Origin of the sequence: Citrobacter sp. Cpo142, from assembly GCF_030332425.1 — a bacterium.
Classification (GTDB): Bacteria; Pseudomonadota; Gammaproteobacteria; order Enterobacterales; family Enterobacteriaceae; genus Citrobacter; species Citrobacter portucalensis.
Map to the genome: position 1 here is coordinate 386,246 of NZ_JAOWHW010000109.1, position 16,214 is coordinate 402,459.

Annotated in this window: 15 protein-coding genes; 4 read left to right on the plus strand and 11 right to left on the minus strand. The window is 50.8% G+C overall.

Annotation, left to right across the window (positions count from 1 at the left end; genetic code table 11):
* Positions 1-29 precede the first annotated feature (29 nt).
* The 5 genes from OGY18_RS08540 to OGY18_RS08560 all read right to left on the minus strand — a co-directional run bounded on the left by OGY18_RS08540 (position 30) and on the right by OGY18_RS08560 (position 4,261).
* Positions 30-305 (minus strand): metal/formaldehyde-sensitive transcriptional repressor, encoded by a 276-nt coding sequence (locus tag OGY18_RS08540; protein WP_003833178.1) that lies wholly within the window; start codon positions 303-305, stop codon positions 30-32.
* A gap of 94 nt (positions 306-399) precedes the next feature.
* Entirely contained in the window at positions 400-1,188 is a 789-nt protein-coding gene (locus OGY18_RS08545; RefSeq protein ID WP_148361933.1) for a hypothetical protein, read from the minus strand.
* A 186-nt stretch (positions 1,189-1,374) separates the two neighbouring features.
* The gene (ompA, locus tag OGY18_RS08550) at positions 1,375-2,421 is read right to left on the minus strand and encodes a porin OmpA (RefSeq protein ID WP_286552624.1); all 1,047 of its coding nucleotides are present in this window, start codon (positions 2,419-2,421) and stop codon (positions 1,375-1,377) included.
* Between the two features lie 149 nt (positions 2,422-2,570).
* On the minus strand, positions 2,571-3,839 hold the full coding sequence (locus tag OGY18_RS08555) for a Y-family DNA polymerase (protein ID WP_286552627.1): 1,269 nt from the start codon (positions 3,837-3,839) through the stop codon (positions 2,571-2,573).
* 2 nt (positions 3,840-3,841) lie between these two features.
* Positions 3,842-4,261 (minus strand): translesion error-prone DNA polymerase V autoproteolytic subunit, encoded by a 420-nt coding sequence (locus OGY18_RS08560; protein WP_149280989.1) that lies wholly within the window; start codon positions 4,259-4,261, stop codon positions 3,842-3,844.
* Between the two features lie 260 nt (positions 4,262-4,521).
* On the opposite strand from OGY18_RS08560, the gene OGY18_RS08565 reads away from it, so the two are divergent.
* On the plus strand, positions 4,522-5,448 hold the full coding sequence (locus OGY18_RS08565) for a DMT family transporter (RefSeq protein ID WP_286552630.1): 927 nt from the start codon (positions 4,522-4,524) through the stop codon (positions 5,446-5,448).
* Positions 5,449-5,485: 37 nt separating this feature from the next.
* On the opposite strand, the gene cybB is transcribed toward OGY18_RS08565, so the two are convergent.
* The gene (cybB, locus tag OGY18_RS08570; RefSeq protein ID WP_003833183.1) at positions 5,486-6,016 is read right to left on the minus strand and encodes a cytochrome b561; all 531 of its coding nucleotides are present in this window, start codon (positions 6,014-6,016) and stop codon (positions 5,486-5,488) included.
* A 189-nt stretch (positions 6,017-6,205) separates the two neighbouring features.
* On the opposite strand from cybB, the gene gap reads away from it, so the two are divergent.
* Together gap and OGY18_RS08580 are read left to right on the plus strand one after the other, a co-directional pair.
* Positions 6,206-7,207 (plus strand): type I glyceraldehyde-3-phosphate dehydrogenase, encoded by a 1,002-nt coding sequence (gap, locus tag OGY18_RS08575; protein WP_008784871.1) that lies wholly within the window; start codon positions 6,206-6,208, stop codon positions 7,205-7,207.
* Positions 7,208-7,333: 126 nt separating this feature from the next.
* Positions 7,334-8,260 (plus strand): alpha/beta hydrolase, encoded by a 927-nt coding sequence (locus OGY18_RS08580; protein WP_286552631.1) that lies wholly within the window; start codon positions 7,334-7,336, stop codon positions 8,258-8,260.
* Between the two features lie 41 nt (positions 8,261-8,301).
* Here the strand turns inward: OGY18_RS08580 and aldA are convergent, their stop codons facing one another.
* The 3 genes from aldA to hrpA all read right to left on the minus strand — a co-directional run bounded on the left by aldA (position 8,302) and on the right by hrpA (position 14,720).
* Positions 8,302-9,741 (minus strand): aldehyde dehydrogenase, encoded by a 1,440-nt coding sequence (gene aldA / locus OGY18_RS08585; RefSeq protein ID WP_286552633.1) that lies wholly within the window; start codon positions 9,739-9,741, stop codon positions 8,302-8,304.
* A 199-nt stretch (positions 9,742-9,940) separates the two neighbouring features.
* Positions 9,941-10,732, minus strand: coding sequence for a YdcF family protein (locus tag OGY18_RS08590; protein WP_148361929.1), 792 nt, complete (start codon positions 10,730-10,732; stop codon positions 9,941-9,943).
* A gap of 85 nt (positions 10,733-10,817) precedes the next feature.
* Positions 10,818-14,720 (minus strand): ATP-dependent RNA helicase HrpA, encoded by a 3,903-nt coding sequence (hrpA, locus tag OGY18_RS08595; protein WP_286552636.1) that lies wholly within the window; start codon positions 14,718-14,720, stop codon positions 10,818-10,820.
* A 201-nt stretch (positions 14,721-14,921) separates the two neighbouring features.
* Here hrpA and azoR point away from each other — a divergent pair, with 201 nt between their 5' ends.
* Positions 14,922-15,527 carry an FMN-dependent NADH-azoreductase gene (azoR, locus tag OGY18_RS08600; protein WP_003020341.1) on the plus strand — a complete coding sequence of 202 codons (606 nt, stop codon included), beginning with the start codon at positions 14,922-14,924 and terminating at the stop codon, positions 15,525-15,527.
* A gap of 43 nt (positions 15,528-15,570) precedes the next feature.
* On the opposite strand, the gene OGY18_RS08605 is transcribed toward azoR, so the two are convergent.
* Entirely contained in the window at positions 15,571-15,762 is a 192-nt protein-coding gene (locus OGY18_RS08605; protein WP_008784880.1) for a hypothetical protein, read from the minus strand.
* Positions 15,763-15,889: 127 nt separating this feature from the next.
* Positions 15,890-16,213, minus strand: coding sequence for a YdbL family probable chaperone protein (locus OGY18_RS08610; RefSeq protein WP_148362672.1), 324 nt, complete (start codon positions 16,211-16,213; stop codon positions 15,890-15,892).
* Position 16,214: the final 1 nt, after the last annotated feature.

The window sequence follows — 16,214 nt, forward strand, 5'->3', positions numbered from 1 at the left end:
TCTCTTCCCATTATTGCGAGGTGATGGTGTTATTTTAGATAAGCACGCAGAAGATGGCCGATTTCAGCCATGCGCACAGCACGCTGATCTGGCGTAGTTTCCCCGCTGACCAGCTCGTCTTTCAGATGGATCTCAACCATTTCGCCCATCAGGCCATTGGATGCACCGCGCACGGCGGCAATTTGCTGCAGGATAGCCAGACACGGTTCGCCGGACTCCAGTGCGCGCTCAAGCGCATCAACCTGACCGCGAATACGGCGTACACGGGTGAGAATGCGTTTCTTGTCTTCAGGTGAATGCGGCATACGCCCTCCAGATACTATAGGGGGGTATACTATCAGATTTGTTATTTGGCTGTAAAATATATGATTACTGATTATGTTAACGCATTGATTTTTATTATATTAGTTTGAACAACACCCTGATTGGTTTTAACTGTGTCAGATGCACCCAAAGATTATGTAGATTAATAAGACCTGCCTGAGCCAGTATTGCTAGGGTGATCATCAATGTGGACGCGGTAATCACAAGCATCAAACGACTAATATTTTTCTGGATCCTGATCTGCTGCTTTTCCCGTTTATCTTCAGATTCCCATGAAACAATTGTTGAAATAGCCTTGCCTTGTATATAATATTTTTCATCACTAAATCTGACATCCTCTGTAATTACAAGTGACTGGAGCAGCAGAAAGACCTTCCTCCTGAAATCTTCATTCTTGATATGTTTATACCAAAGCGTCCCGTACAATAGATCAACAACCTCATCACATGTTACTCCAGTGTGAGTTTTCTCTGGCGATTGATGTACATATTCGTTCACCAGCATCTGTAGCAACATTATACGATCAAGTCCACTCAACGCCTTGTTACTGGCGAATGAAGAAAAGAGATTGCTTTTTGCTCTCGTCAGAGCATTTTTTACATAAGCAATACGTGTAAAATAATTTATTGCAAAAAGAAAAATCGAATCAAACCTTAACGGACCTTGCTTTCTCCAATGAATAATCTCAACATTCATTTTTTCAATATCATTGAGTGGAAGGTTTATTTTCTCCATATAGGCGTGCTGCTCAGCATGCCATTTTTCAAGCACAACATTTTTGCCTCTTAGACTCACAAGCTGATATTTTTCTTGTTTTACATCCGAAAAATAAACACCATAGTAATTATATACTTGATCATCCACATGATTTTTCAGAGTAAACCGTGGCAGAAAATAACGCCATAATCTACCTTTAGCTCTCGAAACTAAGGATTCTATGAACATAATTGCGCTCTAACATCTTTAATTTGTCACAGTTAATGATAGTTCACTGTGCGAATAAAAAAGCCCTCCCCCATTCGATAATGTGGAGGGCTTTTGTACACCGATTTAGTGCTTATCAGTGATCTCAACAACGACATGGCGATCTGGAGCAAGGCAATTAATCAGCTGCTGTCCGGTCTGCCCATCACAACTGGATCCTGTGACAGAATCACTCGAACCATGTCCTTGTGCAGTAATATTTGCAGCCGGCATGCCTAACGCGACTAATTCATCGGCAACAGCCTGAGCGCGCTGGGCTGACAGTTGCTGGTTATAATCTGCGGCTCCGGTGCGATCGCTATAGCCAATAACAACGGTCGCTTTGTCTTTGGCCGGTTGCAGACCGGGATTTCGGTATAGCTGCGCAATCGCCGCTTTCCCTTCTGGGGTTAGTGCTGCTGAATCATAACCAAACATCACATCAGATTTTAAGTTAAAACGCTGAGGTTCAGGCGCAGAAGTGGCGGCAACTGCCGGAGCAGGCGTAACCTCCGCGTCGTCATGCTGGCCAAAGCGATATGACAACCCAGCGGTAACGGAACTAACATCACTCGATACGCCAATCTGGTTTTCATTACCCACGTTGCTCACCCATTGGTATTCCACGCGACCAGCCCAGTTCTTGTTAAAGGCATATTCCGTACCGACAGCCACAACCGGACGCACACCGGTATCAAAGCGGTTATTGCCTTTAATATCTGACTCCGCGCGATATCCCATTGCCCCTGCACGGCCGTAGAGATCCCAATTATCTGTCAGACCATAACTTGCCTTCAAAGATAATTGCAGGCCCTGACTTTTCATTTGAGAACCAGATGCGCCATTTTTACCGTTGAATTGCATATTGCCTAAATAGTCATAACCGCCTTCAACTGCCAGCCATGGAGTAATCTGATAGCCTGTAAATACACCACCACCGACGTTATCGTTATCAAAACCAACATCACCATATTTATTACCATTAGCCCCCGTTTGCTGGCTTGCGCTGGTATCAAAGTAATGCGACCAACCAAATTTCCCACCTGCATACCAGGTTCCCGCATCCGCTGCGGCAAATGCCGTAGTCGCGGTCAGCGCATTTGCAATAATGAGTGTAATAAGCGTCTTTTTCATAAATTTCCTATTATAGACTTGCCGTTTGTCAGTTAGTTATCTGTTAGTCGGCGCTACAATAAAATTTTTAATGGCGGCTGATAATCGTTTTTTTATTTATTTCTGGACAGTTTTAGAATCGCTCCAAAGACTTATTTACGATAACCACCCTACCCAACCCGCAGTAAATCGCTGTATCTCGTTGTATAACGCGGTGAGAGCATATCTCGCTTCATCGCCCACGGTTGTTGTATACCTTGTCCGGCAAAATAGAGCGTTCCTTTACCTTTTTCAGCATTGAGCGTATCCAGAACGGCCATCAACTTATCGCTGTTATGCCGTGGAACGTTGTCATCAAAAAGATTCAACTGTGCAACGCCTGAGCTAAAAAAATCGCCCAGCATGACCCCTGCTTTTTGATAACGTTGTCCCTCTCGCCATATTGCGTCCAGGCTACGTGTGGCCGCCCTTATAATTTCCCGACTATCCTGGGTTGGTGTCAGCAGTTTTATCGATGCGCTGTTACCATAATACGGCTCATTCAGGGAAAATGGGCTGGTTTTGATAAACGTAGAGATAAACCGGCAGAACTGGTGCTCTCTGCGTAGCTTTTCCGCAGCACGTGCAGCATAGGTACAAATAGCCTCTCTCATCGCATTGTAATCCGTAAGTTTTTCACCAAACGATCTTGAACAAATGATCTCCTGCTTAACTGGCGCAAACTCCTCCAGCGCCAGGCAAGGTTCACCGCGCAACTCCCGCACAGTGCGCTCAAGCACCACATTGAAATGTTTGCGGATAAAGCGAATATCGGTATCCGCCAGGTCGCAGACCGTTTTAATGCCCATAGCATCCATTTTTTTACTGATACGGCGTCCGATACCCCAGACTTCATCAACCGGAAGCGCAGCCATCAGCTTACGCTGGCGCTCAATATTCGAGAGATCCACCACCCCGCCAGTCTGTTCCTGCCACTTTTTGGCCGCATGGTTCGCCAGCTTGGCCAGGGTTTTGGTCTGGGCGATACCGACCCCAACCTTAAGATGTGTTTTCTGTAAAATGGTTTCTCTGATTTCCCGACCAAAATCCGTAAGATCCCTGCAGTTTCGCACGCCGGTTAAATCACAAAAGGCTTCATCGATACTGTATATTTCCACGCGTGGAGACAGCTCCTCCAGAATCGACATCACCCTGCTGCTCATATCCGCATACAGCTCGTAGTTCGAACTAAAGCAGAACACGCCGCTGCGCCTGAACAGATCTTTCTGTTTGAAGTATGGCGCGCCCATATTGACGCCAAGCGCCTTCGCTTCCGCGCTGCTGGCAATGACACAGCCATCGTTATTTGAAAGAACAACAACGGGTTTACCTTTCAGGTCCGGTCGGAATGCCGATTCACAACTGGCATAAAACGAATTAACATCCACCAGCGCAAACATAATCAGCCCGCGGCTTTGATGATAAATGTCACCACGCCAAATATATCCAGCGTGTCCTCGCTGCCGATCATGATCGGCGCGTAGGCGCTGTTCTCTGGCTTCAGCATCACCACCGGATGCAATTGCAGGCGCTTAACGGTGAATTCGCCTTCAATAGCAGCAATCACAATATCTCCGTGGGCCGCTTTTCTGGCACTGTCGACTACCAGCAAGTCGCCAGCACCAATCCCTGCCCCCATCATGGAGTCGCCAGACGATTTAACAAAATAGGTTGCGCTGGGATGCTGCACCAACAGGTCGTTGAGATCGATACGTTTCTCAACGTAATCCTGCGCAGGAGAAGGAAAACCGCAGGGTACGAGATCGCTAAATAGCGGGAAGTGTTTGATTTCGCTGTGTTCTACTGGCTGGAAAAACAACATAATAATCTGCCTCTCATATAACTGTATTTATATACAGTAGTTTTAATGAAGACAGTGATCAAGTGACGGGAGTGATGAACTGAGCGTTGTTTAATCATCTTGCCGGTAAGCGTTTATGCTATCTGGAAAAATAATTTTCGGTTTTATTCCACAGAAGAAAGTACAAATTTTCGCGACATGTACTCAGCCGGAATGATAACGACTACGGCGCCCTGAAAGCGCGTATAGTGGCGTACTAAAATCATTAAAACGGACACATTATGACCACCGCAGGGAAAAGTCATCCGCTGGCCATTGGCGGCCTCATCACCTTAACGCTCATCTGGAGCTACAGCTGGATCGCGATGAAACAGGTCACGCACTACATCGGCGCGTTCGACTTCACCGCACTACGCTGTTCTTTTGGCGCATTATTGTTATTCATCGTTCTGTTACTGCGTGGCCGAGGAATGCGCCCGACACCTTTCGGCTATACGTTAGCGATCGCCTTACTACAAACATGCGGCATGGTTGGATTATCACAATGGGCGCTAGTCAGCGGCGGCGCAGGTAAAGTAGCCATACTGAGTTATACCATGCCATTCTGGGTGGTGATTATGGCCGCCATTTTCCTCGGTGAACGCATTCGGCGTTTACAGTATTTCGCCATTGCCGTGGCAGCTGCGGGATTATTGCTGGTTTTACAGCCATGGCAACTGAACTTTGCCTCAATGCAAAGCGCGCTACTGGCGATCCTTTCTGGGATCAGTTGGGGGGCCAGCGCGATTGTCGCCAAGCGAATGTATACCCGCCATCCGAATATCGATCTGTTAGGGTTGACCGCATGGCAGATGCTGTATGCCGCGCTGGTGATGAGCCTGGTGGCCTGGCTGGTTCCACAGCGAGCTCCAGACTGGCAACCTGTCGTTTTCTGGGCATTAGCTTATAGCGCCGTGCTGGCGACGGCGCTGGCATGGAGTTTATGGCTGTTTGTGTTGCGTAACTTACCAGCCAGTATTGCCAGCTTAAGTACGCTGGCGGTACCTGTCTGTGGCGTTCTGTTTTCCTGGTGGTTGCTGGGTGAAGAGCCTGGTGTTGTTGAAGGCTGCGGTATTGTGCTGATTGTTGTTGCGCTAGCTATTGTCAGCCTGAAAAAACGCGTCTCCCAGGTTCAAAGCGTACGAAAAGCACCACCTTGCGAAAATTAATCGGCTAAAAAAATGCCCCACATTGCGGGGCGTTATATCAGGAGCGTTTACGCGGCATCATGCGCAACAGCGTATTATCCTTCCAGAAATAGTGATGCATCAGGGCCGCAACGGCATGCAGGGCAATAACAAAATAGCCCAGGTTTGCCAGCGTCACGTGCCAGGACTTCAGCATATCCACTAAATCAAAGTTAGCCTCCGCCGCATGCGGCATAACGATGCCGAATGCAATCCACGGATTACCCCGGTTGTACATCATCACCAGCCCAATAATAGGCAGCACAATAAACAACAGATAGATAACCAGATGCCCCAGATGCGCCATGCCGGTCATCATTGGCTTTGGTTTTGGCACAATCGGCGGTGCCGGATATTTCAGCCTGACCAGCAGACGCGCCACCATCAGCGTTAATATCGTGATACCACAGGATACGTGCACCATGTTGAATAAGGGACGATAGCTGCGCGGGAAAAATCCGCGAAACTCCATGGCGCTGTACGCCACGATAACCAACAAAAAGACCAGCCAGTGAATACCGATTTGCAGGCCAGAATACTTATTCCCCATAACACTTCCTGAATAAAAACAATAATGCGTCAACATAACGGGCTTTTGTTAAAAATTCATTAACTTTTGTTCACCCATTTTCAGTCGCTTACGCTTAACCGCAAGAACCGCTATTGCCGAGGATGCCTGTCTGGACTAAGCCTGGTAGGGAAAATATGTCGTACCGCCTCATCCTGACAGGAGAAAACCATGAGTAAAATTGGCATTAACGGTTTTGGTCGTATCGGTCGTCTGGTATTGCGTCGACTACTGGAAGTCAAAAGCAACGTGGAGGTTGTGGCCATTAATGACCTCACCTCACCTAAAATCCTCGCCTATCTGTTAAAGCACGATTCAAACTACGGCCCGTTTCCCTGGAGCATCGACTTTACCGAAGACGCGCTGATTGTCGACGGTAAAAAAATCGCGGTTTACGCAGAAAAAGAGGCCAAAAATATCCCATGGAAAACCACTGGCGCTGAGATAATCATCGAATGCACCGGTTTTTATACCTCGACAGAAAAAGCCAACGCGCACCTGGATGCAGGGGCCAAAAAAGTACTAATATCCGCCCCGGCTGGCGATATGAAAACCATCGTCTTTAACGTCAACGACGACACAATGGATGCGAACGATCGGATTATCTCGGTCGCGTCGTGCACCACCAACTGCCTGGCACCGATGGCGAAAGCGCTGCACGACAGCTTCGGTATTCAGCTTGGCACTATGACCACCATCCACGCCTACACAGGAACGCAGTCGCTGGTTGATGGTCCACGCGGGAAAGATCTGCGCGCCTCACGGGCTGCGGCAGAAAATATCATTCCCCATACCACCGGAGCCGCCAAAGCCATTGGTCTGGTCATTCCGGCGTTGAGCGGAAAATTAAAAGGCCACGCCCAGCGTGTTCCGGTGAAAACCGGATCCGTTACGGAACTGGTTTCGATATTGGGGAAAAAAGTCACTGCTGAAGAGGTCAACAACGCGCTGAAAAAAGCCACGCAAAATAATGAGTCATTTGGTTATACCGATGAGGAGATTGTCTCATCAGATGTCATTGGCTCGCATTTCGGTTCGGTATTTGATGCGACACAAACCGAAATTACCGAAGTGGGCGATCTACAGCTGGTAAAAACCGTCGCCTGGTACGATAACGAATACGGTTTTGTCACCCAACTTATTCGTACGCTGGATAAATTTATCAAGCTCTAATGTTCTGGCGGAGGCCCGCCTCCGCCCTCTTTCATTTCCCGCGAATTCAATACGTTGTGAGTCTCTCCCCGTTTTCGATTCACTGACTGTGCTATAGCTAACCTTTGCCACTGAGGGAGCATAGTAATGGAAGCACTGAGTCGTGAAACGTTAGAAAACATGATGGAGCAAGCCGTTGCTAAGGCCGCCACCGTCTCATTCTGGCCGCAGGGTGAAGCCCCCGGAGCAAAAAACAGCGATGCGATCTTTACGCCAGAACCCCGACATACAGGAACATCTCAGTATGATCGTGCTGTCACCGGTATTCGCGCCCCGGAAATTACCGTTTATGCCCCCGAAAAACCTAACGGCGTAGGGATCCTTGTTACACCGGGAGGTTCTTACCGTCGCGTGGTGATGGATAAAGAAGGCAGCGTACTGGCACCATTCTTTAACGCCCGCGGTTATACCCTGTTTGTGATGACCTACCGCATGCCGGGTGATGGCCATGAGGAAGGTGCAAACGCGCCGCTGGCCGATGCCCAGCGCGCCATGCGCTACATTCGTGCCAACGCCCATGAATGGAAAATTAACCCTGATCGTATCGGTGTGTTGGGCTTCTCTTCCGGTGGTCACGTGGCCGCCAGTCTGGGAACCCGGTTTGCCGAACCGGTTTATACACCGATTGATAGCATAGACGAGCAACCAACGCGTCCTGCGTTCATGGCGTTGGTCTACCCGGTGATTACTCTGCGCGAAGACATCGGTCACCCGGGATCCCGTCTTGAGCTGGTTGGCGCTAAGCCCGAAAAGGAAGATCTGCGCCACTATTCTCTGGAAGAACGCGTGGATAGCACAACGCCGCCGACGTTCCTGCTACACGCCATTGACGATCCGGCGGTGAAAGTGGAAAACAGCCTGGTCTTCTTTAATGCGCTACGTGAGCAGGGAGTTCCGGTCGAAATGCATCTGTTTGAACGCGGTAAGCACGGATTTGGTATTCGCGATGCGCAAGGGTTACCGCTGGCCATCTGGCCGGAAATGATGATGAACTGGATCGCCACCAAAGTGTGAGAATTGCGCCGGGTGGCGTACAGGCTCACCCGGCGAAAAACTTAAGACTGCAAATACACTACCTGTGTTTGCAGGTATTCATTCAGACCGTGTTTACCATCTGCCCCGCCAATCCCGGACTTGCGCCAGCCAGCGTGGAAGCCCTGCATCGCCTCGAAGTTTTCGCGATTAATATAGGTTTCGCCAAACTTCAGCCCCTTAATCGCTTTCATTGCCGTATTCAGATTCAGCGTATAGATCGATGAGGTCAATCCGTAGTCGCTGTCGTTGGCCATCGTCAGCGCCTGTTCCAGCGTATCAAACGCCACCACCGGCAGCACCGGGCCAAACGTCTCCTCGTGCATAATCGCCATTTCCTGACGCACGTCTAACAGTAACGTCGGTGGATAGTAATAACCTTTGCCGACAACAGCCTTACCGCCCAGCACCACACGGGCGCCTTCCTGCACCGCTCGCTCGACTTTTTGCTCTACACGCTCCAGCGCAGCGGCATTAATCAGTGGCCCCATCGCAATGTCATTGCGTTCGGCCGGATTGCCAAACTGCACTGCTTTCATCGCCTCACCCAGACGATTAACGAACTGGTCATAGATACCTTTCTGAACGTATACGCGCTCAGCACAGTTGCATACCTGTCCGGTATTAATCACCCGTGAGTCAACAATGGCCTTCACTGCCAGCTCAAGGTCAGCATCGTCCATCACGATAGCTGGAGCTTTACCACCCAACTCCAGACAAACTTTGGTGATGTTTTTGGCCGCTGCGGCCATAATTTTCTCACCTGCGCCGACGCTACCGGTCATGCTCACCATGGCGACCTTCGGGTTTCCGGCCAGCTCCTGACCGACCGTTTCACCGCGTCCCAGCACCAGGTTAAAGACTCCGCGCGGTAAACCAATGTCATCAACAATTTTGGCAAAGGCGATGGCGTTATTCGGTGTGAATTCACTCGGCTTAATGACGATGGTATTCCCCGTCAGCAAGGCGGGAGCCAGTTTGCGGGCAATCAGGAAAAACGGGAAGTTCCACGGTAGAATGCCCGTCGTCACGCCCAGTGCACGCTTAAACAGCAGGATATTCTCACCCGGGCGATCGCTTTGCAGGATCTCGCCTTCATAGCGACGCGCCCACTCCGCCATGTAATCGATATAGTCGGCGGTAAACGCGACTTCAACGTCAGCCAGTTGTTGAATTTTTCCACCTTCCGCCACAATCAACGCGCTGATTTCATCGGCTCGCTGGCGGATACCTGCAGAAATTTTGCGTAACCAGTTTGCCCGTTCAATGGCAGGCAACGCTTCCCATTGCGGCTGAGCGCGATCCGCAGCATCGATCGCTTTACGCGCATCTTCGGCACGCCCATCGGGAATACGCGAGATAATCTCTTCCGTGGCCGGATTGACGACATCAATCCAGGCGTCATCGTGCCAGGTCACAAACTGCCCATCGATATACATAGGATGTTGTACGGGTACTGACATGCGGCTCTCCTGTGATTGATTTGTTTTTAACAAGTAAAACTATTGTTAATTAATATCAATCATGCATGACGCATTATCGCTGGAGTGGCGGTTCTGTGAACTGCTTCATAAAAGCATCTGGAAAAGTGATGATGAAGAGAAAAAACAGGTGGGCTTTCTGCCCGTTTGCCATAAAACGCCGACAAACGGGCAGCAAAAATTACAGAGAACGGCTCTCCAGTAAGTCGGTCAGCGCGGTATCATTTTTTAGCTGCTGCCAGGCTTGCTCAACGTCCTGGGGAATATCAACATGTACGATAAAATCGTGTCCACAGGGCCCATACCCGGCAGCATCATCCCGCAGGCGCGGAAGTTCACCGGTAATGAGAGAAAGATAGCGGTCTACCGACCATAAACCTTCTGCTGCTGGCACAAAATCCACGCCGTTGTGCTGTTGGGCCAGTTCAGGAATGAAACCAGGGAAACTCAGCCAGCGCGGCGCATGCGGCTCATCGCGGGTTACGCGCTGAAACGTGGCCATTGTGCGGCGTTGCATAGTGGGATCCTGCACCACAATGACGGTATGAATGCTTTCTGCCGCCTGATTCAGTAACGCACAGCTAAATCGGGCATTTTCACCGCAGTTTGTCGACTGATCTTCCACCCAAATTTTCTCACCTGGAATTTGCCAGAACTGGTGAGCAATATCGGCAAGGATCGCCGCTTCCGCGCGCCCGGTAGTACGAATGATGTTATAACGCGGATGCCGGGCAATCGCATCATACAGAAAGCGCGTGGAATGACCGATACCACCGCTAATCAGCAAGGGAACCTGTTGCTCTTTCGCGATCCGACAAGCAGCGTCGATGGTCGGAATAACCGCGTTCCCTGCCAGAATCACGCAATCTGACTGAACGGAGATATTCCCCGTAAAATCATTCTGCGCCAGCCATCGCCCTACGGTATTGATAGCCGCAAGAGTGGTTGCGGAAAGTGTCGGAAACTGACTCATATTGATGACTCCTGGTGTTTATCTTTACCGGGTACAGATGCCGGATGGCGACTACGCTTCATCCGGCCTACGGCCCTGCACCGATTTATCCCGAAATCTGCTCCATCGCCTGCAGAATACGTTTATCGGAGATCGGATACGGTGTACCAAGCTGCTGGGCAAAATAGCTGACGCGCAGCTCTTCTATCATCCAGCGGATCTCTTTGACATCGGCATCTTGACGGCGCGCGGGAGGCAGTTTATTGAACCACTGCTGCCAGGCCTGCTGCACACTGTCCACTTTCAGCATCTGTGCACGGTCACGGTGCGGGTCGATAGCCAGTTTTTCCAGACGTTTTTCAATAGCCTGCAAATAACGCAACGTATCGCCCAGACGTTTGAAACCATTGCCGGTAACAAACCCGCGATACACCAGGCCGCCCATTTGCGATTTGATATCCGCAAGACCCAGCGCCATGGTCATATCCACGCGCCCTTTCAGACGTTTGTTGATATTAAACACTGCGGTCAGGATCTGTTCGACCTGCTTCGCAATCTCCACCACCGTATCGTTCAGTTCAGCCCGCACTTTTTCATGCAACGCCGCGAAGCCTTCTTCGGTCCACACCGGACCACCGTTGGCGTCAATTAACTGATCCACACCGCAGGAGATACAGTCGTCAATCAAATCCAGAACTTTACCGTATGGGTTAAAGTACAGCCCCAGCTTGGCTTTATTGGGCAGCTTCTCGTGCAAATATTTGATTGGCGAAGGAATATTCAGCAGCAACAGGCGGCGTAAACCGCACCACATCGCCTGCTGTTGTTCCAGCGGATTATCAAATAGTTTGATGGCAACGCTGTCACGCTCATCGACCAGCGCCGGCCACGCTTTCACCTTATAGTTACCGCGTTTTTGTTCGTAACTTTCCGGAAGCTGACCGAAGCTCCAGATGTGCAATCCACTCTGTTCGATACCGTCATCGGCCACCGCAGACAATGTTTCCTGAACTTTGCCCTTCAGCGCATCTTTCAAATCCTGTAGCGAACGCCCTTCCTGCAGCTTCTTGTTCTTATCATCCACCACCCGGAAGGTGATTTTTAGGTGATCGGGCACCTGATCCCAGTGCCAGTCATCGCGATCAACGGTAACGCCGGTCATGCGGCGCAGTTCACGCTCCAGCGCGTCCAGCAGCGGCAGTTCCAGCGGCGTGACGCGGCCTAAAAACGCTTCTGCATAGTTCGGCGCGGGCACAAAGTTACGGCGTACCGGTTTTGGCAACGACTTAATCAGGGCTATCACCAGTTCGCGGCGCAGTCCCGGGATTTGCCATTCAAAACCGCTCTCGTCGATCTGATTGAGCAGCGGGAGTGGAATATGTACGGTCACACCGTCCGCATCGGCTCCGGGTTCGAACTGGTAGCTCAGGCGCAGCTTAAGGTTACCCTGATGCCAGAAGTTCGGATAATCCAGCTTACTGATTTTCTCTGCGCCCTCTTTGATGAGCATGCTCTTTTCAAAGTTGAGCAGATCCGGTGTTTCACGGCTGACCTTTTTCCACCAGCTATCAAAGTGACGAGCAGAAACTACGTCATGGCTGATACGTTGGTCGTAGAACTCAAACATCGTTTCGTCATCGACGAGAATGTCGCGGCGGCGCGATTTATGCTCCAGCTCTTCGATTTCATTGCGCAGTTTCAGGTTGTCGCGGAAGAAGGCGTGACGAGTCTGCCAGTCGCCCTCCACCAGCGCGTGGCGGATAAACAGCTCACGGCACAGCGCCGGATCAATCTGGCTGTAATTCACCTTACGGGCCGCAACAATCGGTAAGCCGTAGACGGTGACTTTTTCTGTCGCCATCACAGCACCCTGCGCACGTTCCCAGTGCGGTTCACTGTATGAACGTTTGATCAGATGCTGGGCTACCGGTTCCACCCATTCAGGATCGATACGCGCGGCAATACGTCCCCACAGGCGGCTGGTTTCTACCAGCTCTGCCACCATCGTCCACTTCGGCGGTTTTTTGAATAAACCCGACCCCGGAAAGATCGAGAAGCGAGCGTTACGCGCCCCGGTAAACTCCTGTTTATCGGTATCTTTCATCCCGATGTGCGACAGTAAACCGGTCAGCAACGCGACGTGGATCTCCCGATATTCAGCAGGTTCACTGTTAACCGGAATACCCAACTCTTTCACCACCTGGCGCAGTTGCGTGTAGATATCCTGCCACTCGCGCACGCGCAGGTAGTTCAGGAAATCGACTTTGCACTGGCGACGAAACTGGTTTGACGACAGTGCTTTTTGCTGCTCGCCGAGGTAGTTCCACAGATTCACAAATGCAAGAAAATCAGACTCTTTGTCGTGGAAACGGCGATGTTTCTCGTCGGAAGCCTGCTGCTTGTCCATCGGACGCTCGCGCGGATCCTGAATGGACAGCGCCGAGGTAATGATCATCGCCTCACGCACACAGCCATGTTTTTGCGCTTCCAGCACCATGCGTGCCAGGCGCGGGTCCACCGGCAGTTGCGACAGCTGACGGCCCAACGGCGTTAACTTGTAAGCGGTTGCCTGTTCGTCGGTGGTTATCGCCCCCAGCTCTTCGAGCAGGCGTACACCGTCCTGAATATTGCGCTTATCCGGCGCTTCAACAAACGGGAACGCCGCGATATCGCCAAGCCCCAACGCGGTCATCTGCAAAATAACGGATGCCAGGTTGGTACGCAGGATCTCCGGGTCGGTAAACTCCGGACGCGACAGGAAATCGTCTTCGGAATAAAGACGAATACAGATCCCTTCCGAAACACGACCGCAACGGCCTTTACGCTGGTTGGCAGAGGCCTGCGACACTGGTTCAATCGGCAAGCGCTGAACTTTGGTACGGTAACTGTAGCGACTGATACGCGCGGTGCCCGGATCAATTACGTATTTGATTCCCGGAACGGTCAGCGACGTTTCCGCCACATTGGTCGCCAGCACGATACGGCGACCACTGTGCGACTGGAACACGCGGTTCTGTTCGCTGTTTGAAAGGCGCGCATACAGCGGCAGCACTTCGGTGTGGCGTAAATCCAGCTTATTCAGGGCATCGGCGGTATCACGGATTTCACGTTCGCCGCTCATGAAGATCAGAATATCGCCTGGCCCTTCACGTCCCAGTTCATCTACGGCATCAAAAATTGCCTGCAGTTGGTCACGCTCAGTGTCATCTGCATCTTCAACAATCGGGCGATAGCGCACTTCCACCGGATACGTTCGGCCGGAGACTTCGATAATCGGCGCGTTATTGAAATGCTTTGAAAAACGTTCAGGATCGATGGTCGCCGACGTGATGATAATTTTTAGATCCGGGCGACGCGGTAGAAGTTCTTTCAGATAGCCGAGCAGAAAATCGATATTCAGACTGCGTTCATGCGCTTCATCGATGATGATGGTGTCGTACTGCATTAGCAGCCGATCCTGTTGGATTTCCGCCAGCAGGATACCGTCCGTCATCAGCTTGACCATAGTGTTATCACTGACATGATCGCTGAAACGAACTTTATAACCAATACAGCCGCCAGGCTCGGTCTGCAGCTCTTCCGCAATACGGTTCGCCACGGTGCGCGCCGCCAGACGACGCGGCTGGGTATGGCCTATCAGCCCTTTTACCCCGCGCCCCAGTTCCATACAGATTTTGGGTAACTGGGTGGTTTTCCCCGATCCGGTCTCACCGGCGACAATCACCACCTGATGATCGCGAATTGCCTCCAGAATATCCTGTTTTTTCTGGCTTACGGGCAGGTTTTCCGGATAGCTGATTTCCGGACGCGCCGCTTCACGCAGCACAACTTTACCGGCTGCCTGTTCAATCTCTTTCGCCATCTCCTGGTAAATGGCCTGTTGTGCATCAGGATTTTTAACCTTCTTCACACCGTGCAGACGGCGGGCAAAACGCTGTCTGTCACGCAGCATCAGTGAGTCCAGCTGTTGCTGCAACATGTTGAAGGTTAATTTTTGTTGTTCTGTCATAGCGTTAAAAGGCAGTGCTCTGCCGGGTTAAATCTCTTTTAGATGATGGGTATAGAGTACCACATCGGCGCTTTTCATGTGTTGTTCAATAATTTCGAACATAGGATTCGATATATTGCGCTATCACTGCGACAGGATTGTGAATAAAGTGTCAACAAGCAACGGGGCACTCCCCCTTCAAACACATAAAAGGAAACACCCATGAGCAAGGTATTAGTTCTTAAATCCAGTATTCTGGCAGGGTACTCTCAGTCTGGTCAGTTGTCTGATTATTTTGTTGAACAGTGGCGTGAAAAGCACTCTGCTGATGAAATCACTGTCCGTGACCTGGCTGCAAATCCTGTACCGGTACTGGATGGCGAACTGGTGGGTGCGATGCGCCCGAGCGATACACCGCTGACACCGCGTCAGCAAGAAGCGCTGGCGCTGTCCGATGAGCTGATTGCTGAGCTGAAAGCGCATGATGTGATTGTTATCGCCGCGCCGATGTACAACTTCAACATCCCAACGCAGCTGAAAAACTACTTTGACCTGATTGCCCGCGCCGGTGTGACTTTCCGTTATACCGAGAAAGGCCCGGAAGGTCTGGTGACAGGTAAACGCGCGGTGGTGCTGACCAGCCGTGGTGGTATTCATAAAGACACACCAACCGACCTGATCACGCCGTACCTGAACGTATTCCTGGGCTTTATCGGCATCACCGACGTGAATGTCGTCTTTGCTGAAGGTATTGCTTACGGCCCGGAAGTGGCGTCTAAAGCACAGTCCGACGCGAAAGCCGCTATCGACAGCGTGGTAGCTGCCTGATAATTCCCCCTCTCACCATCCGGTGGGAGGGTTTCTCCGACACTTACTTCTTTCCCTGCATCTGTATCTGTTTGCCGTGAATGCGATTAATATCACGCCAGATGGTTGCATAATCCCTGCATTTCGCCAGATTCTCTTCCCAGCAATGAAGCAAAAATTGTTCAGGCTCCGCGACATCCCGGCTTAACAGCTTGAATACCCAACGATTCCAGACGTACCACTTGAGAAGCCACATGATTTCACCCCACGACGCGACCGGTGTTGGACTATACCAGCATCCATTTTATGCCGTGTGGCAACTATTGCGATGTCGATGAATAATTCAGCGTCGTGTCCCTCTGGCTGTGTGAAAAAACGATTTACTATTTTTTCAACCACTTACCATTAATACCCTGCACATACTCTCCCGGTTTCGCTCGAGCAACCAGCTTTTGCCCGGCCATTTTCGCCACTTCATCTGGCGGAATATTATTGCTCTCTGCCAGTTGCTGATAGCTGGCGTGGCGCGCTTTATTAATCTCACTCACCAGTGCCTGCGTTTCGGCATCGGTTTGCAATGCAACCAGATAGCCATTGAGCGTTTCCCCTACTCGACCCTGCGTTCTGGCTTCATTCAGGGTCAATGCCCACGCATTGCTACTGAGTAAACTCAGGACGACCAGCGCCACTGCAAACTGTTTTCTCATC

Coding starts and splice junctions, on each gene's coding strand:
- OGY18_RS08540 (WP_003833178.1), bottom strand. CDS start 305: ATGCCGCATTCACCTGAAGACAAGAAACGCATTCTCACCCGTGTACGC.
- ompA (WP_286552624.1), bottom strand. CDS start 2,421: ATGAAAAAGACGCTTATTACACTCATTATTGCAAATGCGCTGACCGCG.
- OGY18_RS08555 (WP_286552627.1), bottom strand. CDS start 3,839: ATGTTTGCGCTGGTGGATGTTAATTCGTTTTATGCCAGTTGTGAATCG.
- OGY18_RS08560 (WP_149280989.1), bottom strand. CDS start 4,261: ATGTTGTTTTTCCAGCCAGTAGAACACAGCGAAATCAAACACTTCCCG.
- OGY18_RS08565 (WP_286552630.1), top strand. CDS start 4,522: ATGACCACCGCAGGGAAAAGTCATCCGCTGGCCATTGGCGGCCTCATC.
- cybB (WP_003833183.1), bottom strand. CDS start 6,016: ATGGGGAATAAGTATTCTGGCCTGCAAATCGGTATTCACTGGCTGGTC.
- gap (WP_008784871.1), top strand. CDS start 6,206: ATGAGTAAAATTGGCATTAACGGTTTTGGTCGTATCGGTCGTCTGGTA.
- OGY18_RS08580 (WP_286552631.1), top strand. CDS start 7,334: ATGGAAGCACTGAGTCGTGAAACGTTAGAAAACATGATGGAGCAAGCC.
- aldA (WP_286552633.1), bottom strand. CDS start 9,741: ATGTCAGTACCCGTACAACATCCTATGTATATCGATGGGCAGTTTGTG.
- OGY18_RS08590 (WP_148361929.1), bottom strand. CDS start 10,732: ATGAGTCAGTTTCCGACACTTTCCGCAACCACTCTTGCGGCTATCAAT.
- hrpA (WP_286552636.1), bottom strand. CDS start 14,720: ATGACAGAACAACAAAAATTAACCTTCAACATGTTGCAGCAACAGCTG.
- azoR (WP_003020341.1), top strand. CDS start 14,922: ATGAGCAAGGTATTAGTTCTTAAATCCAGTATTCTGGCAGGGTACTCT.
- OGY18_RS08605 (WP_008784880.1), bottom strand. CDS start 15,762: ATGTGGCTTCTCAAGTGGTACGTCTGGAATCGTTGGGTATTCAAGCTG.
- OGY18_RS08610 (WP_148362672.1), bottom strand. CDS start 16,213: ATGAGAAAACAGTTTGCAGTGGCGCTGGTCGTCCTGAGTTTACTCAGT.